Source organism: Micromonospora sp. LHW51205, assembly GCF_003315815.1.
Lineage (GTDB): Bacteria > Actinomycetota > Actinomycetes > Mycobacteriales > Micromonosporaceae > Micromonospora > Micromonospora chalcea.
On the sequence record NZ_QMEZ01000004.1, the window covers coordinates 682,308 to 707,724 of the forward strand.

General features: G+C 73.8%; 21 protein-coding genes and 5 tRNA genes. 9 read left to right on the top strand and 17 right to left on the bottom strand.

The annotated features are described in order from the left end of the window. Positions 1-2: 2 nt before the first annotated feature. From DQE82_RS19115 to DQE82_RS19135, 5 genes are all read right to left on the bottom strand, one after another. Positions 3-1,493 (bottom strand): phosphatase PAP2 family protein, encoded by a 1,491-nt coding sequence (locus tag DQE82_RS19115; RefSeq protein WP_113973381.1) that lies wholly within the window; start codon positions 1,491-1,493, stop codon positions 3-5. Positions 1,494-1,570: 77 nt separating this feature from the next. Beyond that, positions 1,571-2,572, bottom strand: coding sequence for a YihY/virulence factor BrkB family protein (locus DQE82_RS19120; RefSeq protein WP_043325557.1), 1,002 nt, complete (start codon positions 2,570-2,572; stop codon positions 1,571-1,573). Further along, complete coding sequence (locus tag DQE82_RS19125; protein WP_113973382.1) at positions 2,565-3,572, bottom strand: diacylglycerol kinase family protein; 1,008 nt, start codon at positions 3,570-3,572, stop codon at positions 2,565-2,567. The genes DQE82_RS19120 and DQE82_RS19125 overlap by 8 nt, the downstream gene beginning before the upstream one ends. A 91-nt stretch (positions 3,573-3,663) precedes the next feature. Then, on the bottom strand, positions 3,664-4,239 hold the full coding sequence (locus tag DQE82_RS19130; protein ID WP_064447209.1) for a Clp protease N-terminal domain-containing protein: 576 nt from the start codon (positions 4,237-4,239) through the stop codon (positions 3,664-3,666). After that, positions 4,239-4,475, bottom strand: coding sequence for an HTH domain-containing protein (locus DQE82_RS19135; RefSeq protein ID WP_043325563.1), 237 nt, complete (start codon positions 4,473-4,475; stop codon positions 4,239-4,241). The genes DQE82_RS19130 and DQE82_RS19135 overlap by 1 nt, the downstream gene beginning before the upstream one ends. Positions 4,476-4,572: 97 nt before the next feature. On the opposite strand from DQE82_RS19135, the gene DQE82_RS19140 reads away from it, so the two are divergent. The 4 genes from DQE82_RS19140 (at position 4,573) to DQE82_RS19155 (ending at position 9,678) form a co-directional block, all read left to right on the top strand. Further along, positions 4,573-5,373: a PP2C family serine/threonine-protein phosphatase gene (locus tag DQE82_RS19140; protein WP_113973383.1), complete on the top strand. Its 801-nt coding sequence runs from the start codon at positions 4,573-4,575 to the stop codon at positions 5,371-5,373. 83 nt (positions 5,374-5,456) lie between these two features. Continuing rightward, a complete protein-coding gene (locus DQE82_RS19145; protein ID WP_113973384.1) occupies positions 5,457-6,287 on the top strand; it encodes a universal stress protein in 831 nt (276 codons plus the stop codon). A 128-nt stretch (positions 6,288-6,415) separates the two neighbouring features. After that, a complete protein-coding gene (locus DQE82_RS19150; protein WP_113973385.1) occupies positions 6,416-8,818 on the top strand; it encodes a phosphoketolase in 2,403 nt (800 codons plus the stop codon). Continuing rightward, positions 8,815-9,678 carry a universal stress protein gene (locus DQE82_RS19155; protein ID WP_113973386.1) on the top strand — a complete coding sequence of 288 codons (864 nt, stop codon included), beginning with the start codon at positions 8,815-8,817 and terminating at the stop codon, positions 9,676-9,678. The genes DQE82_RS19150 and DQE82_RS19155 overlap by 4 nt, the downstream gene beginning before the upstream one ends. Positions 9,679-9,684: 6 nt before the next feature. Here DQE82_RS19155 and DQE82_RS19160 read toward each other — a convergent pair whose 3' ends face one another. After that, positions 9,685-12,033, bottom strand: coding sequence for a heavy metal translocating P-type ATPase (locus DQE82_RS19160; protein ID WP_113973387.1), 2,349 nt, complete (start codon positions 12,031-12,033; stop codon positions 9,685-9,687). Positions 12,034-12,124: 91 nt separating this feature from the next. Here DQE82_RS19160 and DQE82_RS19165 point away from each other — a divergent pair, with 91 nt between their 5' ends. Further along, on the top strand, positions 12,125-13,162 hold the full coding sequence (locus tag DQE82_RS19165; RefSeq protein ID WP_233514717.1) for a nitroreductase: 1,038 nt from the start codon (positions 12,125-12,127) through the stop codon (positions 13,160-13,162). A 93-nt stretch (positions 13,163-13,255) separates the two neighbouring features. Beyond that, positions 13,256-14,923: a GAF domain-containing sensor histidine kinase gene (locus DQE82_RS19170; RefSeq protein ID WP_199496047.1), complete on the top strand. Its 1,668-nt coding sequence runs from the start codon at positions 13,256-13,258 to the stop codon at positions 14,921-14,923. 7 nt (positions 14,924-14,930) lie between these two features. Here the strand turns inward: DQE82_RS19170 and DQE82_RS19175 are convergent, their stop codons facing one another. After that, positions 14,931-15,569: a response regulator transcription factor gene (locus DQE82_RS19175; protein ID WP_013284884.1), complete on the bottom strand. Its 639-nt coding sequence runs from the start codon at positions 15,567-15,569 to the stop codon at positions 14,931-14,933. A gap of 186 nt (positions 15,570-15,755) precedes the next feature. Between DQE82_RS19175 and DQE82_RS19180 the strand changes: the two genes are divergently transcribed. Then, on the top strand, positions 15,756-16,730 hold the full coding sequence (locus tag DQE82_RS19180; RefSeq protein WP_030501785.1) for a nitroreductase: 975 nt from the start codon (positions 15,756-15,758) through the stop codon (positions 16,728-16,730). Positions 16,731-16,797: 67 nt separating this feature from the next. Here the strand turns inward: DQE82_RS19180 and DQE82_RS19185 are convergent, their stop codons facing one another. Beyond that, positions 16,798-17,799 (bottom strand): NAD-dependent epimerase/dehydratase family protein, encoded by a 1,002-nt coding sequence (locus tag DQE82_RS19185; protein ID WP_064447201.1) that lies wholly within the window; start codon positions 17,797-17,799, stop codon positions 16,798-16,800. Between the two features lie 926 nt (positions 17,800-18,725). On the opposite strand from DQE82_RS19185, the gene DQE82_RS19190 reads away from it, so the two are divergent. After that, the gene (locus tag DQE82_RS19190) at positions 18,726-19,301 is read left to right on the top strand and encodes a hypothetical protein (protein WP_113973389.1); all 576 of its coding nucleotides are present in this window, start codon (positions 18,726-18,728) and stop codon (positions 19,299-19,301) included. A 61-nt stretch (positions 19,302-19,362) separates the two neighbouring features. On the opposite strand, the gene DQE82_RS19195 is transcribed toward DQE82_RS19190, so the two are convergent. The 3 genes from DQE82_RS19195 to DQE82_RS19205 all read right to left on the bottom strand — a co-directional run bounded on the left by DQE82_RS19195 (position 19,363) and on the right by DQE82_RS19205 (position 21,321). Then, a complete protein-coding gene (locus DQE82_RS19195) occupies positions 19,363-21,012 on the bottom strand; it encodes a PKD domain-containing protein (protein ID WP_113973390.1) in 1,650 nt (549 codons plus the stop codon). Positions 21,013-21,165: 153 nt separating this feature from the next. Continuing rightward, positions 21,166-21,237: transfer RNA gene (locus DQE82_RS19200), tRNA-Val, on the bottom strand. An 11-nt stretch (positions 21,238-21,248) separates the two neighbouring features. Then, a tRNA-Gly gene (locus DQE82_RS19205) sits at positions 21,249-21,321 on the bottom strand. Positions 21,322-21,480: 159 nt separating this feature from the next. Here DQE82_RS19205 and DQE82_RS30665 point away from each other — a divergent pair. Further along, on the top strand, positions 21,481-21,726 hold the full coding sequence (locus DQE82_RS30665; RefSeq protein ID WP_158559994.1) for a DUF6458 family protein: 246 nt from the start codon (positions 21,481-21,483) through the stop codon (positions 21,724-21,726). A 76-nt stretch (positions 21,727-21,802) separates the two neighbouring features. Here the strand turns inward: DQE82_RS30665 and DQE82_RS19215 are convergent, their stop codons facing one another. The 6 genes from DQE82_RS19215 to DQE82_RS19240 all read right to left on the bottom strand — a co-directional run bounded on the left by DQE82_RS19215 (position 21,803) and on the right by DQE82_RS19240 (position 25,290). Beyond that, a complete protein-coding gene (locus DQE82_RS19215; RefSeq protein ID WP_113973392.1) occupies positions 21,803-22,489 on the bottom strand; it encodes a hypothetical protein in 687 nt (228 codons plus the stop codon). 96 nt (positions 22,490-22,585) lie between these two features. Next, positions 22,586-23,971: a response regulator transcription factor gene (locus tag DQE82_RS30835; protein WP_199496037.1), complete on the bottom strand. Its 1,386-nt coding sequence runs from the start codon at positions 23,969-23,971 to the stop codon at positions 22,586-22,588. Positions 23,972-24,095: 124 nt separating this feature from the next. Beyond that, on the bottom strand, positions 24,096-24,914 hold the full coding sequence (locus DQE82_RS19225) for an isocitrate lyase/phosphoenolpyruvate mutase family protein (protein WP_113973393.1): 819 nt from the start codon (positions 24,912-24,914) through the stop codon (positions 24,096-24,098). Positions 24,915-25,025: 111 nt separating this feature from the next. After that, positions 25,026-25,100: transfer RNA gene (locus DQE82_RS19230), tRNA-Val, on the bottom strand. A gap of 12 nt (positions 25,101-25,112) precedes the next feature. Beyond that, positions 25,113-25,183, bottom strand: a tRNA-Cys gene (locus DQE82_RS19235). Between the two features lie 34 nt (positions 25,184-25,217). After that, a tRNA-Gly gene (locus DQE82_RS19240) sits at positions 25,218-25,290 on the bottom strand. Between the last annotated feature and the right edge of the window lie 127 nt (positions 25,291-25,417).

The window sequence follows — 25,417 nt, forward strand, 5'->3', positions numbered from 1 at the left end:
GCTCAGTCCGGCCGCGCGGCCTTGGCCAGCTCGTCGTCCAGCTCGTCCACCTGTTCGGACTCGATCGCCGGCTGGTTGCCCTCGTCCACGTCGGCGTTCGGCTTGATCACCCAGTACAGCAGCGACAGCCAGAGCGCGCCGAGCAGGATCGCGCCCATGAAGTCGGTCGGGTGGTGCATGCCCCGGTACATCCGGGAGGTGGCCACGCCGACCGGCATCAGCACGGCCATGCCCACGAACAGCCACCGCCACCACCTGTCGGTACGCGGGAACACGATGACCGCCATGGCCGCCCAGAGGCAGATGGTGGCCGCGATGTGCCCCGAGGGGAACGACGAGGTGGGCATCTGCCCGTCCAGGTTCTCCACCGGCGGCCGGGGCCGGTCCACCACCCGGGCGCTGGCCAGGAACAGGCTCAGCTCGCCGAACATCGCCAGCACCACGTACAGCACCGGCCGCCAGCGCCGCCACACGGCCAGCACGATCGGGCAGAACACCAGCGACACCAGCAGGATGGCGTGCGTGTCGCCGAACTTGCTCCACCACCAGCTCAGGTCGGTGAGCGCGTCGGTGTGCCGCTCGGCGAACCAGCGCGGCACCTTCGTGTCGAGCGTGTCGAAGAACGTGCCCTTGGCGTGGTAGCTGACGAACATGCCGAACGCGTAGAGCGCGCCGAAGACGAGCACCCAGCCGACCAGCAGCTCGGCCACCGCGGAGCGGGGGTGCTCCAGCACCTTCTCCTCGTCCGGCGCGAGCGCCAGCTCCTCGCCCGCCTCCGGTTCCAGGCCCTCGCGCAGCGGCGGCACCGGCCGGCCGCGCTCGCGCCGCCACAACCGGAAGGCGTACGCGGTGACGCCCAGCCAGGCCGCGCCGAGCAGCCAGCCGCCGATCACGTCGGAGACGAAGTGCACGCCCAGCGCGATCCGGGTCAGCCCGACCAGGAAGACCAGCACGGCGGCGACGGCGATGGCGGGCTTGCGCCAGCGCGGCGACATGGCCGGCAGGAACACCAGCAGCAGCGCCCCGTACGCGACGAACGAGCCGAGCGCGTGCCCGCTGGGGAAGCTGTTGCCGGGGGCGTCGGCGATCGGCACGTCCACCACCGGGCGCAGCCGGCCGACGAGCGCCTTGAGCGACGGGTCGAGGATCAGCCCGCCCACGCCGGTGACGATCAGGTAGACCGCCAGCCGGGACTGGCGGCGGATCAGCAGACCCACCACCGCGATGGTGACCAGCCAGATCAGCACCGGCCGGCCGCCCAGGTCGGTGATCGCCTGGAGCACCGTGACCAGCGGGCCGTGCGGCGCCACCAGGCCGTTGAACCACTCGGCCGCCGCATGATCGGCGTCGCGCAGCGGGCTCCAGCGGAACCGGACGAGCATCAGGAGCAGCCCGAACCCGACTCCCGCACCGGCCACGGCGAGCAGGCCCGCCAGACTCCGCTCGGCGAAATGGCCCAGCGGCCGGCGCCCGGCTTCCTTGACCGCGGTCACACCGCACCTCCCTCGTTCCTCTGCGAGGCGCGCTGTACCCGATCGGCGTGTCCCGTACACGCCGGACCGGCGCGGCGTCAGAGCGAGGTCATCTCACCGGTGTCGAACAGGTCCTCGCGGTGCGCCTCCGGCTGCCACAGATCCGGCTGGGCCGGCTCCTCCACGCCGATGCGCATCGCCTCCAGCTGGGCGGCGAAGGCCAGCCCGCCGAAGAGCGCCATGCCGGTGAGGTTGGCCCAGAGCAACAGCGCCATCATGCCGGTCAACGCGCCGTAGGTCTGGCCGAATCCGCCGCTGTACTTCACGTAGGCGGCCAGCAGCAGGCTGGCCAGCCACCAGATCGCGATGGCGATGGCCGCGCCGAAGACGAGCCAGGACAGGCCGGGCTGCCGGCGTCGCGGCGCGTGCCGGAACAGCACCGCGACGGCGATCACCGTCAGGCCGAGGCTCAGCGGCCAGCGGATCACGTCCCATCCGGCCATCGCGGCGTCGCCCCACTCGTAGTGCCGCCGTACCGACTCGCCCATCGCCCGGCCGCCGACCAGGATGAGGAAGCCGGCCAGCGCGGGTACGCCGGCGACCACCGCGAGGACCGTGGCGCGCAGGTACTTGGCCAGCGCCGGGCGGTCCCGCTCGACGCCGTAGATCCGGTTCGCGCCCCGCTCGATCTGCGCCATCGTGGTGGTCAGCGCGACCAGCCCGGTGAGCAGGCCGAGGGTCAGCGCCAGCTCGCCGGCGTCCTCGCTGCGCTCGCTGTCGGTCAGCAGGTCCTGCACCATCGCCTCGCTCTGGCCGGGCGTGATGGCCAGTACGGTGTCCGCGACGACCTTGCCGCCCTCGTCCACCCCCAGGTCGGTGATCAGGCCGGTGAGCGCGATCAGGAACGGCACCACCGCCAGGCAGAGCTGCAACCCCAGCGCCCGGGAGTGGCTGAATCCGTCGCCGTAGCGGAACCGGACGAACGCGTCCCGCAGCAGGCACCAGCCGCCGTGCCGGCGCAGCGTGTGCCAGGCGTCGTCGGCGGACAGCTCGTTCTCGGTCATCAACCGGGTCTCGGGGACCAGCTTGGTGCTACTCACGGCGGGCCTCCTCGACCAGGTGCTCGCCGCGCTCGCCGACCGCGTCGGCGTCCACCGCCAGGTCGGGGTGCTCCTCGGGGCGCGGTACGCAGAGCCAGAGCGACTCGGGGCGGATGGTGACCTTCAGCGAGCGGCCCGGCTCGATCAGGTCGCCGTCGAGCTGCCGGGGCTGCGCCCGGGTGCTGGTGATCTCGACCGAGCGGGCCCGGAACACCTCCATCCGGGGCACGCTGTCGCGGCGGCGCAGCACCGCCCAGCCCATGGCGAGCCAGTGACGCAGCGCGCGCGGTGTCAGCACCGCCACGTCGAGCCAGCCGTCGTCCGGCTCGGCGTCGGTGAGCAGGCGTACCCCGCCCTGCAGGCGCCCGACGTTGGCGACCAGGACCGACCGGGCCCGGCGGCGCAGCGGCGGGCGGCCGTCGATGCGCACCGAGACCCGCATCGGCCGGTCGCGCAGGTGGCGGGCGGCGCCCATCAGGTACGCCGGCCAGCCGATCCGCTTCTTGGTGGTCTCGGAGGTGGAGTCGAGCATCTGGGCGTCGAAGCCCATCCCGGCCATCACCGCGAAGCACTGGTCGCCGACCACGCCGACGTCGAGGCGGCGCATCCCGCGTTCGACGGCGACCTGGAGCCCCGCGGCCAGGTCGTTCGAGAGGCCGAGGTTGGCGGCGAGGAGGTTTCCGGTGCCCTGGGGCAGCACCGCCAGCGCCACGTCGGTGCCGGCCAGCGCGGTCACGCACGCCATCACCGTGCCGTCGCCGCCGCAGGCGAAGACGACCTCCGCGCCCGCCTTCACCGCCTGTTCCGTCTGCCCGCGGCCCGGGTCCTCGACTGTCGTCTCGTACCAGGTCGGGGCCGGCCAGCCGGCGGCGGCGAGCGCGCCCTCCACGGTCCGGCGGAACTCGTCCAGGTCGGCCACCTTCACCGGGTTGACCACCACTGCCGAGCGCGGGGTGCGGTTCTCCGCGTTCACCGGGCGCTTGTCGTCTGCACCGTCCACGGCGTCAGTGTGCAGGACACGGGGCGTGACGGCGACCCGGCGCAGCGGGACGTTGCGATGACCGCAAACAGGTTTGAAAACCGGGTACGTGTCAGGCGGCCTCGCGCAGCGCCGTGTCGATGCGGCGTCGCAGGTCGTCGATGTCCACCCCGGCCTCGGTGAGCACCGCGGCGGCCAGGCCGTCGCCCTCGCGCAGCAGGCCGAGCAGGATGTGTTCGGTGCCGATGTGCCGGTGGCGCAGCCGCAGCGCCTCGCGCAGCGACAGCTCCAGCACCTTCTTGGCGCGGGGCGAGAACGTGCCGTGGTGCGTCCCGCGACGCCACCACCGGCGCGGGCGCGGGGTCGCCTCACGCAGCGCGTCCGGGCCGAAGGACTCCTCGATCCGGGCCACTATCGCGGCGAGGTCGATGCCGATCTCGCGCAGTGCCGCGGCGTCCGCCGCGCCGAGCCCGTCCACGCCCTGCGCGGTGTGGCGGGCCACCGCGGCGCGCAGGGCGTCGGCCTCGACGCCACCGGCCGCGAGCAGCCGTACCGCCAGGTTGTCGCGGTCGGCGAGCACGCCCAGCAGCAGGTGCTCGGTGCCGACCGGCCGCCGTCCCTCGGTGCGGGCCTCGTCGAGCGCGTGGTGCACCACGGCACGGGCCCGGTCGGTGAATCGTTCGAACATCACGCCTCCCAGCTGTCGCGTACCGCCGGTCGCCCGGCGTGCTTCTTGTGGACCGCCTGCCGGCTGACCTCGAGGGCGTCGGCGATCTCCTGCCAGGACCAGCCCTGTCGCCGGGCGTTGTCCACCTGGATCACCTCCAGCCGCTCCAGCAGCCGGCGCAGGGCGAGCACGGCACGCAGGCCGACCTTGGGGTCGGTGCTGCCGGCCGCCGCCGCGAGTTCCGTCGCCTGACTCATGCTGTCAATGTAGGTTGACAGCACGACGGGTGTCAACCCTGGTTGACACCCGTCGTGGCCTGCCACCCGCGGCCCGCGGCGGTGCTACGGTCCGCTGGTGTTCCGCCGCCGTCCGCTGGACCGGCCGGTCGAGCCCGCGCGCCGGCTCACCGCCGGCCGCCTCACCCTGGAGATCGCCGGGGGCAGCGTGGTCGGGCACCGCTACCCGGAGAACTACGACGTGCTGCACGTCGACCCGGAGCTGCCGCTGGCGGTGGTCTGCGACGGCATGGGCGACGGCGAGGGCAGCCGGATCGCCGGCACGACCGCGGCCGAGACGTTCGTGGCGCGGGTCCGCGCCGACTGGCCCGCCGTCGGCCCCGCCGGGCTGCGCGCCGCCGTCGCCGAAACCCAACGGCGGGTACGCCAGGCCGGAGCGGCGCAGCCCGGCCTGACCGGATGCACGCTCACCGCGCTCGTCGTCCAGCCCGACGGCGACCAGGGCTGGCTGGTCCAGCTCGGCGACTCGCGGGCGTACCGGCTGCGCGACGGGCTGCTGGAGCTGGTGACGGTCGACCACACCATGGCCTGGCTGGGTCTGCTGCACGGCTGGTGGCCGCCGGACTCGCCGGAGGCGGCCCGGGCCCGCTACCAGTTGCTGCGCTACGTCGGCCACCCCGACCGGCCCGAGCCGGACCTGCTCGCCGTGCCGCTGCGCCGGGGCGACACCTGGCTGCTGTGCACCGACGGGGTCAGCGACCAGCTCGGCTACCACCGGCTGCGCGACCTGCTCGCCGCCCGGCGCGACCCGGCGCGCACCGCCGAGGCCCTGCTCGCCGCCAGCCTCAACGAGGGCGGCGAGGACAACGCCACAGCCGTCGTGCTGCGCGTCCACCCCGCCCTGCCCGCCCCGCGCTGACCGCCGGTTTCCGCCGACCCGGTCCGGCGCACCCGGTCCCGCGACTACGGTGAGTGAAAAGCGGGGTCGGGAGGTGAGCCGGGGTGGCCGCACCCAGCCACGGTTCGGTGGTCGTCGGCGTGGGCCGGTCGGCGGAGGATCTGGCGGTGGTCCGCACCGCTGCCGCCGAGGCCGCCGCCCACCACCGGCCGCTGCATCTGCTGCACGCGTTCAACTGGGCCGCGACGCCCGGGCCCGCCCCGGCGGGCGGCAGCCGCACGGACGCGGAGAACCTGCTGGAGGCCGCCGGGCAGGCAGCCGCCGAGTGCGCGCCGGAGGTGCCGCTCAGCGGCGAGATCGTCGAGGGCTCACCGGTCGAGGCGTTGTTGCGGGCCGCCGACACCGCGTTCCTGATCGCGCTCGGTGACGGCGGCATGTCGACCCGCCCGCACTCGGTACCCACCGACACGCCGGCCGTGGAGGTGGCCGCCCGGGCGGGCTGCCCGGTGCTGGTCGGCCGCGCCGAGCCGGCCCCACCCGGACCGTTGGTCGTCGGCTTCGACGGGTCGGCCAGCTCCCGCGCCGCACTCGGGTACGCCTTCGACTGCGCGGAGAGCCGCGGCGCCCGCCTGCTCGCCGTCCGGGTGATCGAGCCCGGGTGCGGCGACGGCGACGACGGGCTGCTGGAGGAGGCGGTGAACCGGCACGCCGTCCGGCACCCCCGGGTCACCACCGACTGCCTCACCGTCCACGGTGAGCCGACATCCGTCCTGCTCGACCGGTCCCGCGCGGCGCAGCTCGCAGTCGTCGCCGCCCGGGGCGACGGGCCGGTACGGTCGACTCTGGGCGCGGTCAGCCAGTCCCTGCTCTACCATTCGCCGGCCCCGCTGATCGTCGTACGGGGACTCGACACGGGCGCCGGGGACGGATCGTGACGCCCACCCGAGGCGGGACCTACGGCCCTGACCGGCGGCCCCGGACCGGGGCGAAGCTGAACCCGCCGGGGAAGAAGACGTGGTCCCCGAGTGGCAGCAGATCCCGAGCCACGAGAGGCTAAGGCAGCATGGACACCGCGGTGAACCTGCACAGCCCCCTGACCGAGGACGAGTTGCGCCGGCTGGACGCCTACTGGCGGGCGGCGAACTACCTGACCGTCGGCCAGATCTACCTGCTCGACAATCCGCTGCTGCGCGAACCGCTCAGACCCGAGCACGTCAAGCCGCGCCTGCTGGGCCACTGGGGCACCAGCCCCGGGCTCAACCTGCTCTACACGCACCTCAACCGGGTCATCGTCGACCGGGACCTGTCCGCCATCTTCGTCACCGGTCCCGGCCACGGCGGCCCGGCGCTGGTCGCGAACACCTGGCTGGAGGGCACCTACAGCGAGCTGTACCACCACATCCCCCGCGACGAGACCGGCATGCAGCGGCTGTTCCGCCAGTTCTCCTTCCCGGGCGGGATCCCGAGCCACGTGGCGCCGGAGGTGCCGGGTTCGATCCACGAGGGCGGCGAGCTGGGGTACGCGCTGAGCCACGCGTACGGCGCCGCGTTCGACAACCCGGACCTGCTGGTGGCCTGCGTGATCGGCGACGGCGAGGCGGAGACCGGCCCGCTGGCCGGGAGCTGGCTGTCGAACTTGTTCCTCAACCCGGCCCGCGACGGCGCGGTGCTGCCGATCCTGCACCTCAACGGCTACAAGATCGCCAACCCGACCGTGCTGGACCGGATCCCCCGTGCGGATCTGCGCGACATGATGCGCGGCTTCGGCTACCAGCCGTACGTGGTGGAGGGCGACGACCCGGCGGCAGTGCACCAGTCGCTCGCCGCCACGCTGGACCGGGCGGTCGACGAGATCGGCGAGATCCAGCGCCGCGCCCGCTCCGGTGAGCGCGTGGAACGCCCACGCTGGCCGATGATCGTCCTGCGTACGCCGAAGGGCTGGACCGGGCCGTCTCGGGTCGACGGCAAGCAGGTCGAGGGCACGTTCCGCGCCCACCAGGTGCCGATCTCCGGCGTCCGGGACAACCCGGAGCACCTGGCCGAGCTGGAGCGCTGGCTGCGCAGCTACCGTCCGGAGGAGCTGTTCGACGCCACCGGCGGCCCGGTCGCCGAGGTGGCCGACCTGCCGCCGAACGGTGACCGCCGGATGAGCGCGAACCCGGTGGCCAATGGCGGCCGGCTGCTGCGCGACCTGGAGCTGCCCGACTTCCGCGACTACGCGGTCGACGTGCCGACGCCGGGCGAGCCGATGGCCGGCGCGACCGGTGTGCTCGGCCCCTGGGTCCGCGACGTGATCGCGCGTAACCCGGAGACGTTCCGCCTGTTCGGCCCGGACGAGGTCGCCTCGAACCGGCTCGGCGCGGCCTTCGAGGTGACCGGCCGCGCGTTCATCGGCGCGGAGGTGCCCGGTGACGACCATCTCTCCCCCGACGGCCGGGTGATGGAGGTGCTCTCCGAGCACCTGTGCCAGGGCTGGCTGGAGGGCTACCTGCTGACCGGCCGGCACGGCATCTTCACCAGCTACGAGGCGTTCATCCACATCGTCGACTCGATGGTCAACCAGCACGCCAAGTGGCTGAAGGTGACCCGGAACATCCCGTGGCGGGAGCCGGTGGCCTCGCTGAACTACCTGCTGTCCAGCCACGTGTGGCGGCAGGACCACAACGGCTTCTCGCACCAGGACCCGGGCTTCATCGACCACGTGATGAACAAGAAGGCCGAGGTGGTCCGCGTCTACCTGCCGCCGGACGGCAACACGCTGCTGTCCACCATGGACCACTGTCTGCGCAGCCGGCAGTACATCAACGTGGTGGTGGCCGGCAAGCAGCCCGCGCCGAACTGGCTGACCATGGACGAGGCGATCCAGCACTGCCGCCGCGGCCTGGGCATCTGGGACTGGGCCAGCACCGACGACGGCGTCGAGCCGGACGTGGTGCTCGCCTGCGCCGGCGACGTGCCGACGCTGGAGACGCTCGCCGCTGTCGACCTGCTGCGCCGGCACCTGCCGGACCTGAAGGTGCGGGTGGTCAACGTGGTCGACCTGATGCGCCTGCAACCGCCGTCGGAGCACCCGCACGGTCTGCCGGACAACGAGTTCGACACCATCTTCACCCGCGACAGGCCGGTGATCTTCGCCTACCACGGCTACCCGTGGCTGATCCACCGGCTCACCTACCGCCGGACCAACCACGAGAACCTGCACGTACGCGGCTACAAGGAGGAGGGCACCACCACGACGCCGTTCGACATGGTGATGCTCAACGACCTGGACCGCTTCCACCTGGTCATCGACGTGATCGACCGGGTACCGGGGCTGCGGTCGCGGGCCGCGCACCTGCGTCAGGACATGGTGGACGCCCGCCAGTCCTGCCGCGACTACACCCGGCGCTACGGCGAGGACGACCCCCGCGTCGCCGAGTGGCGCTGGGTCCGCGAGAACGATCCGGCGGTAAGGAGTGGCGAATGAACGAGGAGATCCTCGTCGGGTACGACGGCTCCCCTGACGCGGTTGTCGCCCTGAACTGGGCGCTGGACGAGGCGGGCCGCTCGGGCCGGCCGGTGCGGCTGGCGTACGTCTTCGAGTGGTTGACGGTGACCGGCTGGATCGGTCCCGGGGTGGCCCCGGGGGTGTGGCCGGACGAGGCCGCCCGCCGGCAGGTCGAGGAACTGGTCCGCAAGGCGGCGGCGGACGCCGCCGCCGACCGGCCCGGCCTGACCGTGCACGGCGAGGTGTTCGACGGCCCGCCCGCGCTGGTGCTGCAGGAACGGTCCGCCGAGGCCGGGATGCTGGTGCTCGGCAGCCGCGGCCACGGCGGCTTCGGCGGGCTGCTCGCCGGCTCCACCGCGGTCTCGGTGACAGCGCACGCCCACTGCCCGGTGGTGGTGGTCCGCGACGGTCAGGCCGCCACGTCCGGGCCGGTGGTGGTCGGCTCGGACGGCTCGGAGACGGCGCTGCGGGCGCTCGGCTTCGCGGTCGAGCGGGCCGCCCAGCGGGACGTGCCGCTGCGGGTGCTGCGGGCCTGGGAGCCGCCCGGCGACAGGTGGGTGCCGCCGGGCTTCGACCCGGAGGAGACCGCCGCCGCCGAGCGGGCCGCTGCCGAGGCGGAGCTGGCCACCTGGCGGGAGAGCTTCCCCGACGTGCCGGTGGAGGTCGAGGCCGTTCCCGGCAGCCCGTCGGCGCTGCTGGTGGAGGCGAGCCGGTCGGCGCAGCTCGTGGTGGTCGGCAGCCGGGGCCGGGGCGGGTTGCGCGGCATGCTGCTCGGCTCGGTCAGCCAGCAGCTCATCCAGCACTCGCACTGCCCGGTCGCCGTGGTACGCGAGCGCTGACCACCCTCAGCGGCCGGACGCGGTGGAGCCCTCCTCCGGGTTGAGCGAGAAGTAGTCCTCCTCCTCCTGCGCCAGGTGCAGGCGCAGCACCGCGTCCAGGCCGTAGAGCGCGGCGAGCAGATCCGGCACCTCGTCACGGCGCAGCCGCCCGTCCGGCTGCGCCGTGAGATGCCCGCCGATCCGCTCCACCAGCCGCACGATCTCCACGTGCGCCCGGCTCATCGTGGAGGTCGCCTCGTCGCTGCCGAGCGGCCCGGCCAGCGCCGGGTACAGCTGCCGGTCCTCGGCCGCCTCGTGCGGCAGCACCTCGTCGACCAGACGCCGGTGCACCTCCCGCAGCGCCGGCAGGCACGCCGGGTCGTCCGGTCGGGTCGCCACCATGTCGGCGGTGTCCCGCAGCCGGGCCAGCACGTCCCGGATGCCACCGTGCTCGCCCGCGTACCTGTCGATCAGCTCCGCCGTGTGCGGGGGCAGGTCCCGCCGCCGCAGGCCACCGCCGAGCGCGCGCAGCGCATTGAGGATCACCAGGACGTCGATGCCCTCCTGCAGGAACGCGCCGGCCACCGGGGGCAGCCGGCCCGCGGCCGCCACCAGCATCGCCAGCACCGCCAGGCCCATCCCGACGGTGGCGCTCTGCACCGCGATGCGGCGGGCGTACCGGGCGATCTCGACCGCGTCCGCGAGCCGGTCCAGGCGGTCCACGGTGAGCACCGCGTCCGCCACGTCGGCCGAGGCGGTCGCCCCGGTCGCGCCCATCGCCACCCCGACGTGCGCCTCGGCCAGCGCGGGTGCGTCGTTCACGCCGTCGCCGACCATCACTGTCACCGCGTGCGCCGACTCCTCGCGTACCCGCTCGGCCTTCTCCTGCGGCGAGCAGCGCGCGATCACGTCGTCCACGCCCACGATCTGCGCCACCTGGCGGGCCGTGCCCGGACGGTCGCCGGTCACCATCACCAGCCGGGTCAGGCCCGCCTCGCGCAGCCGCCGCACGGTCCGCCGGGCGTCCGGGCGCACCGGGTCCTCCAGCAGGATCGCGCCCAGCGGCCCGTGGTCGTCGCTGACCCAGACCGCGGAACGCCCGGCCCGTTCGGCGCGCTCACCGAGCCGGCCCGCCCACTCCGGCGGCTCACCTGCGAACTGCCCGACGTGCACCATCCGCCCGTCGACGCGCCCGCTCACGCCGTGCCCCGGCTCCTCGGTGACATCGGTCGGCTCGGCCAGCGGCAGCCCGCGCTCGCGGGCCTGCCGGACCAGCGCGGCGGCCAGCACGTGCGGGGAGAGCTGCTCGACCGAGGCGGCCAGCCGCAGCACCTCGTCCCGGTCGCCGCCCGGCGCCACCACCACCTCGGCCGCGCGGGGCCGCCCGGCGGTGAGCGTCCCGGTCTTGTCCAGCAGCAGCGTACGAGCGCGGCCGAGCTGCTCCAGCGAGCCACCGTCACGCACCAGCACGCCGCGCCGGGCCACCCGGGACAGGCCGGACACCACGGCGATCGGGGTCGCCAGCAGCAGCGGGCACGGGGTGGCCACCACGAGCACCGCCACCGCCCTGGTGAACTCGCCGGACAGCAGCCATGCCAGCCCCGCCAGCACCAGCGTGAACGGCACGAACGCGGCGGCGTACCGGTCGGCGAGCCGTACCATCGGCGCCTTGCGGGCGGTGGCCTCGCCGGCCAGGCGGACGATGCCGGCGTAGGTGCTCTCCGCCGCGTTGCGGCGGGCCCGCAGCCCGAACCCGGCGCCCGCGTTGACCACCCCGCTGGCGACCTCGTCGCCCGCCGCGCGGGTGACCAGCTGCGACTCGCCGGTGACCACCGACTCGTCGAGCATGGCCGCCTCCTCGACCACGCCGTCGACAGGCACCACGTCGCCCGGCCCGACCACGAGGCGGTCCCCCACCTCGACGCGGTCCAGCGGCACCACCTCGATCCCGCCGTCCGGGGTCCGCCGCCGCGCCTGCCGGGGCGCGCGTTCCAGCAGCGCCCGCAGGTCACGGGTGGCGCGGCGCTGGGCGTACTCCTCCAGCGCCCGCCCGGTCGCGACCATCACCGCGATCACGGCGCCGGCCAGGAACTCCCGCACCAGCAGCGCGCCGAGCAGCGCCAGCACCGCGATGACGTCCACGCCGAACTGCCGCAGCCAGAGCTGGCGCAGCGTGGTCCAGGCGGCCGGGACGAGCGCGACCACCGTGACCGCCGCCCAGACCAGCCGGGCGGCGTCGTGCGCGCCCGCGAACCACAGCGCCGCCCCGGCCAGCACGGCCGCGGTGAGCAGCACCAGCGGCGCCCACTCGGCCCACGCCCACCGCCGGGCACGGGCCGGCTGCTCGGGTACGCACTCGCGTGGTTCGCTTCCCACGTGTGGATCGTCTCAGCCGGACGTGGGGCGGGCGGGCCGACACGGGTAATCCGGGGGATGGAACGGCGTCCCCACCCGGGCGTGGGGCACGATGGGGAAAACAGGAAAGGTCGTGACGATGAGCCACGAGACGCCGGCCGGCGATCGCCCGTTGACCACCGCGCTCGCGGAGGCCGCCGGAATGGCCGGCCACGCTCCCTCGGTGCACAACACGCAGCCGTGGCACTGGACTGTCCTGCCCGACGCGCTGGAGCTGCGGGTGGTACGCGAACGGCACCTCAGCGCCATGGACCCGGAGGGTCACCTGCTGGTGGTGAGCTGCGGCGCCGCGCTGCACCACGCCCGGGTGGCGCTGGCCGCCGAGGGCTGGACCCCGGTGGTGGAGCGGCTGCCCGACCCGGCCGAACCCGACCTGCTGGCCCGGATCACCAGCCTGAAGCACACCGGCGCCGACCCCGACGCCATGCGCGTCGTGCAGTGCATGCAGGTCCGGCACACCGACCGGCGGCCGGTCAGCGACGAGCCGATCCCGACCGCCGCGCTCGGTGACATCGACCGGGCCGCCACCCGCGAAGGCGTGAACCTGCAACTGCTCGACGACACCCAGAAGATCCAGCTCGCCGCCGCCGCCCAGCAGGCCGCCGCCGTCGAGGCGGACAGCCCGGAACTGCGCGAGGAACTGGCGTACTGGACCAGCCGGGCCGGCACCGGCACCGGGCTGCCGCCGGAGGTGCTGCCCGAGCAGGCCCCCCAGACGACCGTTCCGGCCCGCGACTTCGGCCGCGCCGGATCGCTGCCGATCGGCCCCGGCCACGACAAGACCGCCGTGTACGGGATCCTCTGGGGCGCCGACGACGAGCTGATGAGCTGGCTGCGCGCCGGTGAGGCGCTTTCCGCCGCCTGGCTCACCGCCACCCGGCACGGGGTGTCGCTGGTGCCGCTGTCCGGCGTGGTGGAGGTCGAGGGCACCCGCGAGGTGCTACGCCAGATGCTCGCCGGCCTGGGGTTCCCGTACATCAGCATGCGGCTGGGTGTGGCCGACCCGAACCACGCCGGCCCGCCGCACACCCCCCGGCTGGACGTCACCCAGACCGTCGACACCTCGGCGGTCCGCGACCGGCTCACCTGACCGGTCTCGATCAGGGCGGCCGCCGGGCGATACCATCGCCCGGTGGCCGCCGCACCCCAGCCCCAGCACGAGCACGTCGCGCCGTCGCTCGGGCTGACCCCGCTGTCCCGCGTCCGCCTGGACGAACTGCTCCAGGAGATGCTCGACCGCGTCGGCGAGGTGGTGACCAGCCGGGAGCGGCTCCGGGCGCTGCTGGACGCCGTCGTCGGCATCGGTTCCGACCTCGACCTGCGCAGCACGCTGCAGCGGATCGTGCAGTCGGCGTGCGAGCTGGCCGGCGCCCGCTACGGCGCGCTGGGCGTGATCGGCCCCGACCGGATGCTGCACGACTTCATCGTCCACGGCATCAGCCCCGAGCTGCACGCGAAGATCGGCGAGCTGCCGCACGGCCGCGGCGTGCTGGGCCTGCTCATCGACGAGCCGAAGCCGGTACGCATGCCGGACATCACCAAGCACCCCAACTCGTACGGCTTCCCGCCGCACCACCCGCCGATGCACAGCTTCCTCGGCGTGCCGGTGCGCATCCGTGACCACGTCTGGGGCAATCTCTACCTGGCCGAGAAGCAGGGCGCCGCCGAGTTCACCGAGGACGACGAGGAGATCGTGGTGGCGCTGGCCGCCGCGGCCGGCGTGGCGATCGAGAACGCCCGCCTCTACGCGCTGGCGCACCGGCGCGAACGCTGGCTCGCCGCCGCCGCCGAGATCACCTCGGTGCTGCTCGGCGAGGTACGCCGTACCGACGCGCTGACCCTGGTGGCCCGCCGCGCCCGCGAGGTCGCCGAGGCCGAGCTGGCCCTGGTGCTGCTCTACGACGAGGACGAGGCGCAGTTCACCGTCGAGGTGGTCGACGGCGCCGACCCGGTCACCCGGGAACTGGTCGGCGCGGTGCTGCCGGCCGCCGAGACCAGTTTCGCCGCGTCCGCCACGTCGGGCCGGCACGACCAGGTGGAGAACCTCGCCGCCGCGGCGCCCTGGCCCCGGCCCGTGGTCGCCGGCCCGGCAGTGGTCTCCCCCCTCGCCGCCGCCGACACGCTGCACGGCGTCCTGGTGATCGGCTACCGGCCCGACCACGGCCCCGCCGCCGACGACGACCTCGCGCTGCTGGCCAGCTTCGCCGGGCAGGCCGCGCTGGCCATGGAACGGGCCCGCGGGCAGGAGGAGCGGGAACTGCTGGTGGTCCTGGAGGACCGCGAACGCATCGCCCGCGACCTGCACGACGTGGTGATCCAGCGGCTGTTCGCCACCGGCCTGCAACTGCAGAGCGGCGCGATGAACGCCCGCCCCGAGGCCGCCAAGCGGATCAACCAGGCGGTCGACGACCTGGACGCCACCATCCGCGACATCCGCCGCACCATCTTCGAGCTGCGCACCCCGATGAGCGCGGCGCTGCGCACCGAGATCCGCGAGGCCATCGAAGTGGCCGCCGAGTCGCTCGGCTACCGGCCCGACCTGGAGCTGGTCGGCCCGATCGACAGCGCCGTCCCGGACGAGCTGCGCGGCGAACTCACCGCCGTGCTGCGCGAGGCGCTGTCCAACGCGGTACGCCACGCGCAGGCCGACCGGGTGTCGGTGCGCGTACGCGTCGACTCCGGCCAGGTCGAGATCACCGTCACCGACGACGGGATCGGCTGCGACCCGGAGGCGGCCCGCAGCGGTCTGGTCAACCTGCGGGAGCGGGCCGAGCGGCTGGGCGGCGAGTTCTCGCTGCGCCGGGCCGAGCCGCGCGGCACCGAGGTGCGCTGGAGCGTCCCGCTCGGCTGAGGCGGCGTCAGGTGTTCTTGCCGAGCAACCGGGTCGCCAGCACCGCCGCCTGGGTGCGCCGCTCCAGACCGAGCTTCGCCAGCACGCTGGAGACGTAGTTCTTCACCGTCTTCTCGGCCAGGAACATCTTCCCGGCGATCTCCCGGTTGGTGAGCCCCTCCGCCACGTACTCCAGGATCCGCCGCTCCTGCTCGGTGAGCGACTTCAGCTCCCGGGGCTGCTCCACGCCGCTGCGGATGCGCTCCAGCACGCGGGTAGTGATCGCCGGGTCGAGCAGGGACTGCCCGGCCGCCACCCGGCGGACCGCGTCCACCAGGTCGGTGCCACGGATCTGCTTGAGCACGTACCCGGCGGCGCCCGCCATGATCGCCGCGAACAGCGCCTCGTCGTCCTCGTACGAGGTGAGGATCAACCCCTTGATCGAGGAGTCCACGGCGCGGACGTCCCGGCACACGTCGATGCCGTTGCCGTCGGGCAGCCGGGCGTCGAGGATCGCCACGTCGGGGCGCAGCGCGGGGATGCGGCGCGCCGCCTCCTGGGCCAGGCCGGACTCGCCGACCACCTCGATGTCGCCGCTGCTCTGCAGCAGGTCGGCAAGGCCACGACGGACGACCTCGTGGTCGTCGAGCAGGAACACCCGGATCATCAGTCCTTTCTACCCGCTTTCCCGCGTCAGTAGCACGGGTCGAAAGTCCCGTCCTGCACGCGCCGGCCGGGACCGACGGCCGGGCTCAGGTGGGGACCTCCGGCCCTGCTCACCGCGCCGCCCGCTGACGCACCGTAGTGGTGTACCGGACGGGGGAGCCGGCGCCGCACGAGAGGAAGCACCACCATGACGACCGAATACACCACCGCGGACCTGCGGGCCGCGGTCGCCGACGCGGTCCGGGCGCCGTCGCTGCACAACACCCAGCCGTGGCGGTTCCGGGTGGTCGACGGCGGCATCGAGGTGTCCGTCGACCCGCTGCGCGGCCTGCCCGCCACCGACCCGACCGGCTGGGGCGCGCGCATGGCGGCCGGCGCGGCGCTGTTCAACCTGCGGCTCGCGCTCGCCGTGGCGGGCACCCCGGCCACGGTGCGGCTGCGCCCGTACCCCTCCGACCCGGACGTCGTGGCCCGGCTCGTGCCGGACGTGCCGCGCCGCCCCACCCCGACCGAGCAGAGCCTGTACGGGGCGATCAGCCGCCGGTTCAGCAACCGCGCGCCGTTCTGGCCGGACCCGGTGCCGGCCGAGGCCCGCTGGCGGCTCGGCGAGGCGGCCCGGGCCGAGCAGTGCTGGCTGGAGCTGGTGATCGGCACCAGCGCGGTGAACGCGGTCGCCGAGGTCGCCCGCAGCGCCCACCGGGTGCTGGAACGCGACCCCGCGTACGTGGCCGAGCGGGCCGAGTGGATCCGCTCCGAGCCGGCCCCGGACGGCGTGCCCTCCGGCGCCGGCGGACCGCAGAGCGAGCCGCAGGACCTGCTTCCCCAGCGCGGCTTCGGCGGCCGCAACCGCGCCCCCGGCCGCGACTTCGAGCCGGAGCCGCTCGTCGCGGTGCTCGGCTCGGCCGGCAACACCTCCGCCGACCAGATCCTCGCCGGGCAGGCGTTGCAGCGGGTGCTGCTCACCGCCACCGACGCCGGGCTCAGCGCGTCGATGCTGTCCCAGCCGATCGAGGTGCCGGCCGCCCGGGAGGCGCTGCGGATGTCGCTGGGCCGGTTCGGCACCCCGCAGATGGTGATGCGGATCGGGTACGGCCAGCCGGGCCGCGCCACCCCGCGTCGCCCGGTCGAGGAAGTGCTCGACCTGCCGGTCGTGCCGGCCTGACCCGAACCCCTCCGCGGGTCAGGCCGGCCGCACGGCCCTTGTGCCGGCTCCGGGCTCCGGCGCTGGCTCAGGCCGGAAGCGAGGCCAGCAGGGTGGCCTCCCGCTCCGGCGCCAGGCCGACCGGCGCGCGTGTGGGCCGCCCCGCCCGGGCCGGCACCTGCCCCACCTCGCGCAGCCACCGCCAGGTGTCGGCGACCGTCTCGGTCACCGGCCGGCACACCAGCCCCGCCGCGTACGCCCGCTCGACGTTCCGCTCCTGCAACCACCGGTACTCGTGCCCCCGCGGCACCCAGACCGGCAGGTCGTTCCACGGCACCACCCCGGCCGCCAGGATCGGCTCCGGCGGCGTCCACCGCAGCGTCGCGCCCGACCCGGTCGCCGCCACCGCCGCGTCGAGCAGCTCACCCATCGTCGCGTGCCCGGTGCGACCGATCACGTTGTACGCCCCGCCGACGCCCTCGGCACCCCGGTCCAGCAGCCAGGTCGCCAGGTCGCGGACGTCCACGTACTGGATCGGCAGGTCACGCGGCCCGGGCGCCAGCACGTCCCCGCCCCGGGCGATCCGGTTCAGCCACCACGGCAGCCGCCCGATGTCCTCCCCCGGCCCGAGGATCAGCCCGGCGCGCACGAGCAGCGCCCGGTCACCGAACACCCGCGTGGCGGCGAGTTCCCCGCCCGCCTTGTTCTCCGGGTAGTCGCCGTCGTCGGCGTCCGGGTCCGCCGCCACCGTCGGCGCCTCCTCGCCGGTGCCGAGCTCGACGGGTGGCGCGTACACCGAGCCGCTGGACACGTAGACGTAGTGCGGCACCGCGCCGACGAGCGCCGACGCCGCGTCCCGGACCGCCCGGGGCGCGCCGTCCCAGGTGTCCACCACCAGATCCCACTCGCCGCCGGCCAGCGCGGCCAGCCCGTCCGGCGCCGTCCGGTCACCCCGCAACCGGTGTACGCCGGGCGGCGCCTGCCCGTGTACGCCCCGGTTGAACACTGTCACCTGCCAGTCGCGGCGTACCGCCTCGGCCACCACGGCACCACCGACAAAGCCCGTACCACCCAGCATCAGCAGTCGCATGCGTCTTAGCCTGCCGCCGCCCGCCGGCCATGGCGCCCCTTGTTCACGGTGAGCGGATCTGCCAGCGGCAGAACCCGGTCCGAGGGCAGCTCGGCCCGGACGGGGCGGCGGCGCATGTCTTTGCCCCAGCCCTCTCAAACAGCCTTCGCCCCAGTCCTCCGCGATCTTGCACTTCGGTACCCCGCATAACGCGCAAACGGGGACACCCGAAGGGCTGCACCTGCAAGATCGACGCGGTACTACGCCGCCTTTCGGTCCGATCCGGCCCCGCCCCGCCCCGCGCGAGCCGCCCCAAGGGCGTCGATCATGAAGTTGACGGCACTTGGTGTCCGGTTTGTCGCCGCCAACCTCATGGTCAACCGATGGCGGGGTGCCTGGGGAGGGCTTGTTCGATCTTGGAGTTGTGGTGCCCAGGATGCCCGGCTTGACATCGTTCGTGAGGCGCCACAACTCCAAGATCGCGGTGATCAAGGAGTTTGTGTGCTCGTGGGTGCCGGAAAGAGCCGCAAACTCCTTGATCACCTGTGCAGAGCGAGGTGCCGGGTGGGGTGGGTGTGTCTGGTCGGTGGTGGGCGGGGTGTCGGGTTCGGGGGTGGTGGGCGGCACTCTGGTGGCGGAATCGTGGGCGGGTGCGGGGCGTTGTAACCGGGTGAACGACCGAGCAGGACCGCCCCCGAGCGGTCGGCTGAGGGAACACGGCCTGCGGGTCGTTGAGCCTGGTTCCGACGACGTGGACCCGCGCCCGGGTGGTGTGAGGTGCCCGGGAATGATGCCGGGTCGCAGGTCGTTGGACATCCTTCCGGCGCCGCGTGAAGGCCCCCCGCCCTCCGCGAGCAGCCCGAGACCCCTGAGACTTTTGAGCGCCTGACGGTGCCCACGTATCCCGTCCCCCACGGGTGCGTCGACCCCCGAATGGAGCCCCCATCATGAACACGATTCTGCGTAAGAGCGTTCTGGGTATTGCTGGTCTGGCTTTCACCGGTGGCGTGTTCGCCGGCCCGGTCGCCGCCCACGCGGCCGACACCACCCACGCCGTCAAGCCGGTCACCGCCACGGTGCAGTCCGACAAGCTGATCCCGCACGGCGTGCAGGGCGACCAGTCCCGCATCGACCTCAATGACGAGCAGACCGCCAACGTCAAGGCCATCATCGCCGCCACGAAGAAGGCCGGCATGGACGAGCGTGCCGCGGTCGTGTCGATCGCTACCGCGTTGCAGGAGTCGAAGCTGGAAAACCTCGGCCACCTCGGTGACCGTAACGACCACGACTCGCAGGGCCTGTTCCAGCAGCGCCCCTCCTCCGGTTGGGGCACGGTCGAGCAGATCACCGACCCCGAATACTCCACCACCGCGTTCCTGAAGGGTCTGAAGCAGGTCGACGGCTGGCAGGACATGCCGCTGACCAAGGCCGCCCAGACCGTCCAGGTCTCCGCCTACCCGGACCACTACGCCCAGTGGGAACAGCAGGCCGCCGACCTGGTCGCCGAGCACTGGAACAAGTAAGAGATACGAAGGCCGGCACCCCGAACCAACGGGGTGCCGGCCTTTTCGCGTACCCGATGGGTCAGGCCGGGGGCAGGACGAACGTCCACGTGGTGGTGGTCGTGCTGGCCGCGGCGCCGGTGGCGGTGAGCCCGCCGTAGCTGCCGGTCGGCACGCTGCTCGCCGAGTCGGCGAGCAGGCCGGCCACCCGGCCGCCGCCGGTCTGCGAGGTGTTGCTGCGCACCGCCACGCCGGCCGGCGGGGTGAGCGCGGTGGAGGTGCTGTCGCCGTGCAGCCAGTACGACACGGCCCAGCTCTGCGCCGCGGTCACCGGCGCGTACGGGGTGATGCGGGTGGCGGTGCTCGCCGGATCGGTGGCCCGGGTGAAGACCGGCGCCCCGGGCGCCACCCCCCGGTACGCGGCCAGCACCAGGTTGCCCTTCGCCTGACCGTCCAGTGTCACCCGGACCGCAGTGCCCGCGTCACCGGCGCTCGCGGTCTTCCACCAGGCGGTGGTGGTCGCGAAGCCGCCGTCGAGGCGGTCGAGCCGGCTCCAGCCGGTCACGCCGGCCGGCTCGCCGGTGCCGGTGTGCGTGTTCTGGCTGAGCAGGAGCAGCAGCATGTCACCGGCCTGCACGCCCGCCGGGACGGTCACGGTGTGGCTGGTCCAGTTGGCGTTCGCGGTGGCCTGGCCGACGAACGAGATCCGCTCCGGTACGGGCGCGACAGTCACCTCGACGGTTGCGGTGCCGGTGGCGCCCCGGTCGTCGGTGACGGTGAGCGTGACCGGGTAGGTGCCGGCCGCCGCGTACGTGTGGGACGTGGTCGGTACGGAGGCGGTGCCGGTGGTGTCGCCGTCGCCGAAGTTCCAGCTGTGGTCCTGGATCGCGCCGTCGGCGTCGGTGGAACCCGCGCCGGTGAACGTGCACACCAGCCCGGAGCAGGTGGGCGTCAACGCGGCCACCGGCGCCTGGTTCGCGGGGCCGCCCGATCCCTTCAGGATCTTCACGTAGTCGATGTCGCCGGCGAAGTAGTCGCAGGTGACCTTCGTACCGTCGCACTGGCTCTTGCCGCCGACGGACAGCGGCCAGGTGTTGGCGATGGTGCCGGTCGGCCCGTTGAGGCGGCTGGTCCGCACGCCGTCGACGTACATCTCCACGTACGCGGAGGTGCGGTTGCAGGTGATCGTGTGCCACTGGCCGTCGGAGATCGGCACGTCGGTGTAGCCGGTACGGGAGGCGCCGTCCGCGCCCCGGAACAGGCACTTCGGCTTGCCGTTCGGGGCCTCGAACTTCCAGTAGCCGCCGGCCGTGTTGCCCTGTCCCTTCTGGAGGATGTTGCCGAAGGAGTACGTGGTCCGGTAACGGATGGTCACCGAGAAGTCCCCGGCGTCCGGGTTGAAGTCGGTGGTGTGCGGCACCAGGTCGACGTGGCCCGGGACGTACTCCTTGTCGGTGGGCAGGTGCGTGGCGAAGCGGTGGCCGGTCGCCCCGGCGTAGAGCGCGCCGGTGACCACCTCACCGCCGATCGTGCCGTGGCGGCCGTTGCCGCTGTAGTCGGTCAGCACCGTCGACGACGACGCCGGCTCGTCCATGCTGTAGAACGCCACCGTCCGCGTCGCGGTGGCCTGCGCGGGCGCGGCCGATACCGTCACCCCGGCCGCCGCGACGACAGTCGCCACCCCTAATCGTGCGGCCGTCCGCCGCCACCGTCCCCGCTCGATCGTTGCCATGTGACCGCCTCCCTGCGCATCGGGCCTCACAGTGACACGCGCGATGGCAGCGGCAGAATAATCCGCACGGTGGACCCGGGAGACCGATGTAGCCGGTGCCGGCTGTCCGGTGGGAGACGACCGCCTGTCGACCGGCGGCGTGGTGACTCTCGGTGGGCGATACTGGGTTTGAACCAGTGACCTCTTCCGTGTCAAGGAAGCGCGCTCCCACTGCGCCAATCGCCCGGGCAATCGCGAGCGGACGACGGGATTCGAACCCGCGACCCTCACCTTGGCAAGGTGATGCGCTACCAGCTGCGCTACGTCCGCGTGCCGCCGGTTCGCGCCGGCGACGGGGTGAACTCTACCCGATGCCAAGATCGCCGTGCGGCAGACCCCCGCCGCGCCGGGTGGCCGTGTGGTTGCGCCGCTCACCGCCGGGGTACTGAGGCCGGTGACAGCACAACCATCCCCCCGAAGGAGGCTGTCGTGGGTATCGGTACGAGCATTTTCCTGATCGCGGTCGGCGCGATCCTCACGTTCGCGCTCAACGCCAGCGTCGGCGGGGTCGACCTCGACGTCGTCGGCTGGATCCTCATGGCGGCCGGCGTCCTCGGCCTGATCATGACCACGCTGGTCTGGGGCCGGCGCCGTCAGGTGGTCGCCACGACCGCCGACGAGCCGGTGGAGTACCGCCGGGTCGAGGAGCGCCGGGACGTCGCACCGCCCATGTGATCGTGAACGGGGCCGACGGAGCTGATCGGTCCCGGGACCGGACCGGCCGGATCGAACATCCGGCCGGTCGGGTCTGCTATGCCCGCTCGCCGTCGGGGGCGGCACCGTCATCGGTGGCGGCGCGCAGCCCGTACCAGCCGATCGCGGCCACCAGCGCCACCTGCGCCAGGTAGCTCGCGACGACCACCGCACGAGCGGCGTCCTGCGGCACCAGCACGAACGCCACCACGTAGACGAGCGCGGCGACGACCAGCGGACGCGGCATGGTCCGGCCGATCAGGATCCCGACGAGCGCCAGGACCATGCCGAGGACGATCGCCACCTGGCTGCCGAGGACGGCCGGGAGCAGCCCGTCCAGTTGGTCGTTGAACACGTCGAACAGCGCCCGCCCCTGCGCCTCCGGCACGACCGCCGGGTCGGCGGCGTAGGCGAACGGCAGCACCTCCGCGGTGATCGCCAGCGCGAACACCACGCCGCCGAGGCCGGCCAGGAAGGCACCCACCAGGTTCAGCACGCCCGCGCGGCCCCGGGCCAGCCCGACGATGAACACCGCCGCGGCGATCCAGGACACCGCGTACGCGGGCCCGCCCAGGTAGAGGTTCATCGGCCAGTACGCGGACCCCAGCTCACGTACGTCGTCGTAGTGGATCGCTCCGTCGAACGGCGGCTCCCACAACATGAAGACGGTCCGTCCGGCCAGGGACGCCAGGAGCAGGACGAAAAGGGCGACGAGCGCGGCACGGCGCAACTTCGGTACGGGCACGGTGAGAGCCTCCGTCGATTCAGGTGTCGCCCCACCGTGCCGAGGTACCGCCCGCGCGGGCATCGGCCTCAGCACCTATCTTCGGAAAATCCCTGCTCAATGCGACTGTCGGGCGTGCTCCAGCCAGATCCGCGCGGCCCGCACCCGACGGTTCGTGGCGCCGCCGGGCGTCAGGTCGAGCTTGACGAAGATCGCGCGCAGATGGGCGTCGACGGTCCGCTCGGAGACCACCAGCTGCGCGGCGATCCCCGCGTTGCTGGCGCCGTCGGCGAGCGCGGCGAGCACCTCGCGTTCACGCGCCGTCAGCCCGCCGACCGACACCGGGCCCGCGGCATCCACAACCGCCGTGGCCGGGGCCGCCGGCTCGATGACGTTCGTCGTCTCCGCCGCACCGCCTCCCGTCGTACCCTCTGCGCCGCCTCGCGGCGTCACCGGCGCTGTCGGCGCGGCGGTGAGCAGCGCCGCCAGCCGGCCGGTGCCGGCCCACGCCCCGCCGACGACGGCGACGGTCAGCGCCGACACGACCAGGGCGACCGAGGTCGGGCCGAGGGACGTCCCGGGAGCGGCCACGAGCGTGCCGACGCCGACCACCAGCAGGGCCGCGGCGGCCAGGCCGGCGCCGCGCACCACGGCGCCGACCCGGCGCGGCTCGGTGGCGCCGCGGGCGGCGGTGACCGCGCACGCGGCGGCGAACACGGCGGCCCCGGCCAGCGCCACCAGGAAGGCGACCGAGCCCAGCGACGGTTCGACGTCGCCGGGCGTGCGGGCGACGGCGAGCAGCAGGCAGAAGACGACTGTCAGCGGCGCGGCGGTGGTGGCCGCCGCGGCCACGCCGAGACGCGCCCGGACGGCGTGGTGCGACCCGAGAGCGGCCCGCCAGAGCGTCACCGGGAGCAGGAACAGCGCCGCCGCTGCCAGCAGGGTGACGGCGGCGCCGACCGGCGCGAGCGCGGTACGCCAGGACTCCGCGGCGATCGTCGGAACCCCCGCGAACGGCTGGGTCGCCGTGGTCAGCAGCGCGTTGACGAGCGTGGCCACGCCCAGGGTGAGGCCCACGAGCCGGTGCGTCCACGGGACGGCGTCGCCGGTGCGGACGGCGGCCGAGGCGGTCAGCTGAAGGAGTGCCAGCGGCGGGATCCACGCCGAGTTCCACGCCGCGACGGCCGGCCCGGCCCACGGGTGTCCGGCCGCGACGGCGGCCACCGCGACGACGGCGAGCGCCAGATACGCCAGCAGCGACGCGGCGAGCCCGGCCGCCAGCCGGCCGGCGGCACGGTGACCCGACCGGCTGAGCCGGAGCGCGGCGAGCGCGGTGACCACGGCTGCCGTCGCGAGGGCCACGGCGCCGACCGGGTCGCTCGCGAAACCGCCGTGCCCGGCCGCGCCCAGGACGGCGAGCGCCGCGACGCCGAGGGTCGCCGTGGCGGCGGTGAGGACGGGCAGGCTCCGCAGCGCGGGCACCGGGCGGACGACCGCCGTCATCCGTGGTGATCCCGTCGGGACGGGCGCCGGGGACAGCCGATCGCCGTCCGCCGGCTCGGACGCGGGACAACGGCCACCAGCACATTCAACCCGGTCCCCCGCCCGAGGTCGATCCCGTGGCCGGTCAGTCGCGCATCAGCTCGTTCAGCTCGCCGAAGTCGAGCCCGCCGGCGAGCGCCTCGTACGTCCCGGCGCCGAACACCTCCGCCGCCGCGCGCCGGACCACCGCGTACGCCGTCTCGGCCAGCGCCGGGCCGAGGCTCACCCGGGCCACCCCGAGTCGCGCCAGCTCGGCCACCGGCGGCGCGCCCGGCCCGGCCAGCACGTTCAGCGGGGCCGGGATCGCCGCCGTCAGCGCGGCCACCGTCTCCGGCTCCACGGTTCCGGGTACGAAGATCCCGTCCGCGCCGGCGGCCAGGTACGCCTCGGCGCGCTCGACCGTCTCCGGTACGCCCCCGGCGCCCCGCAGGTACGTGTCGACGCGGGCGTTGACGTACAGCGGGATGCCGGCGCGGTCGGCGGCGGCCCGGACCGCGGCGAGCCGGGCGACCTGCTCGTGGATCGGGCGCAGCGGACCGCCGCCGTCGTGCCGGGCATCCTCGACGTTGACGCCGACGGCTCCGGCGGCGAGCACGGCGGCGACGGTCTCGGCCACCTGGTCGGGGTTGTCGCCGTACCCGGATTCGATGTCGGCGGTGACCGGAAGGCGGACCGCGTCGGCGACGCGGCAGATGACGTCGACGGCGGTGTCGCGGGCGAGCAGGTCGCCGTCGGGGGCGCCGCGACTCCAGGCGACGCCGGCGCTGGTGGTCGCGATCGCGTGGGCGCCGGCCGCGGCGACGAGCCGGGCGCTGACCGCGTCCCAGGCGTTGGCCAGGATCAGTGGGTCACCGGGCCGGTGCAGGGCGCGGAACCGCTGGGCTCGGGTCTGTTGATCGTCCACCGGGCCAGTCTGGGTGGGGCACGCGGGTGCGGCAATGGCCAGCGGCGCGGCACTGGACTGATCGATGGCGACGAGAAAGGCCGTGTCGAATGATCGACACGGCCTTTCCGCTGGTGGGCGATACTGGGTTTGAACCAGTGACCTCTTCCGTGTCAAGGAAGCGCGCTCCCACTGCGCCAATCGCCCTCGTCTACTGCGAGGTGGAGACGGGATTTGAACCCGTGTACACGGCTTTGCAGGCCGTTGCCTCGCCTCTCGGCCACTCCACCGAGGTTGCCCCCGAACTGCGTGGCGGCATCTCCGAGCGGACGACGGGATTCGAACCCGCGACCCTCACCTTGGCAAGGTGATGCGCTACCAGCTGCGCTACGTCCGCACGCCCCCGGTGTTATCCGGTGACGGATGAGAACTTTAGCCGAGCCCGGGAACGGTTGCCAAATCGGGTTCCGTTTCCGGCGCGTCCGGTGGTGGCGGACCCCGCTCCCCCTCGGCTTCCTAGGAGC

What these genes read in the sequence shown, in the direction of transcription:
- DQE82_RS19130 (WP_064447209.1), bottom strand. Translation starts at nt 4,239, where the DNA reads ATGTTCGAACGATTCACCGACCGGGCCCGTGCCGTGGTGCACCACGCG.
- DQE82_RS19135 (WP_043325563.1), bottom strand. Translation starts at nt 4,475, where the DNA reads ATGAGTCAGGCGACGGAACTCGCGGCGGCGGCCGGCAGCACCGACCCC.
- DQE82_RS19150 (WP_113973385.1), top strand. Translation starts at nt 6,416, where the DNA reads ATGGACACCGCGGTGAACCTGCACAGCCCCCTGACCGAGGACGAGTTG.
- DQE82_RS19155 (WP_113973386.1), top strand. Translation starts at nt 8,815, where the DNA reads ATGAACGAGGAGATCCTCGTCGGGTACGACGGCTCCCCTGACGCGGTT.
- DQE82_RS19165 (WP_233514717.1), top strand. Translation starts at nt 12,125, where the DNA reads ATGGGGAAAACAGGAAAGGTCGTGACGATGAGCCACGAGACGCCGGCC.
- DQE82_RS19175 (WP_013284884.1), bottom strand. Translation starts at nt 15,569, where the DNA reads ATGATCCGGGTGTTCCTGCTCGACGACCACGAGGTCGTCCGTCGTGGC.
- DQE82_RS19180 (WP_030501785.1), top strand. Translation starts at nt 15,756, where the DNA reads ATGACGACCGAATACACCACCGCGGACCTGCGGGCCGCGGTCGCCGAC.
- DQE82_RS19185 (WP_064447201.1), bottom strand. Translation starts at nt 17,799, where the DNA reads ATGCGACTGCTGATGCTGGGTGGTACGGGCTTTGTCGGTGGTGCCGTG.
- DQE82_RS19190 (WP_113973389.1), top strand. Translation starts at nt 18,726, where the DNA reads ATGAACACGATTCTGCGTAAGAGCGTTCTGGGTATTGCTGGTCTGGCT.
- DQE82_RS19195 (WP_113973390.1), bottom strand. Translation starts at nt 21,012, where the DNA reads ATGGCAACGATCGAGCGGGGACGGTGGCGGCGGACGGCCGCACGATTA.
- DQE82_RS30835 (WP_199496037.1), bottom strand. Translation starts at nt 23,971, where the DNA reads ATGACGGCGGTCGTCCGCCCGGTGCCCGCGCTGCGGAGCCTGCCCGTC.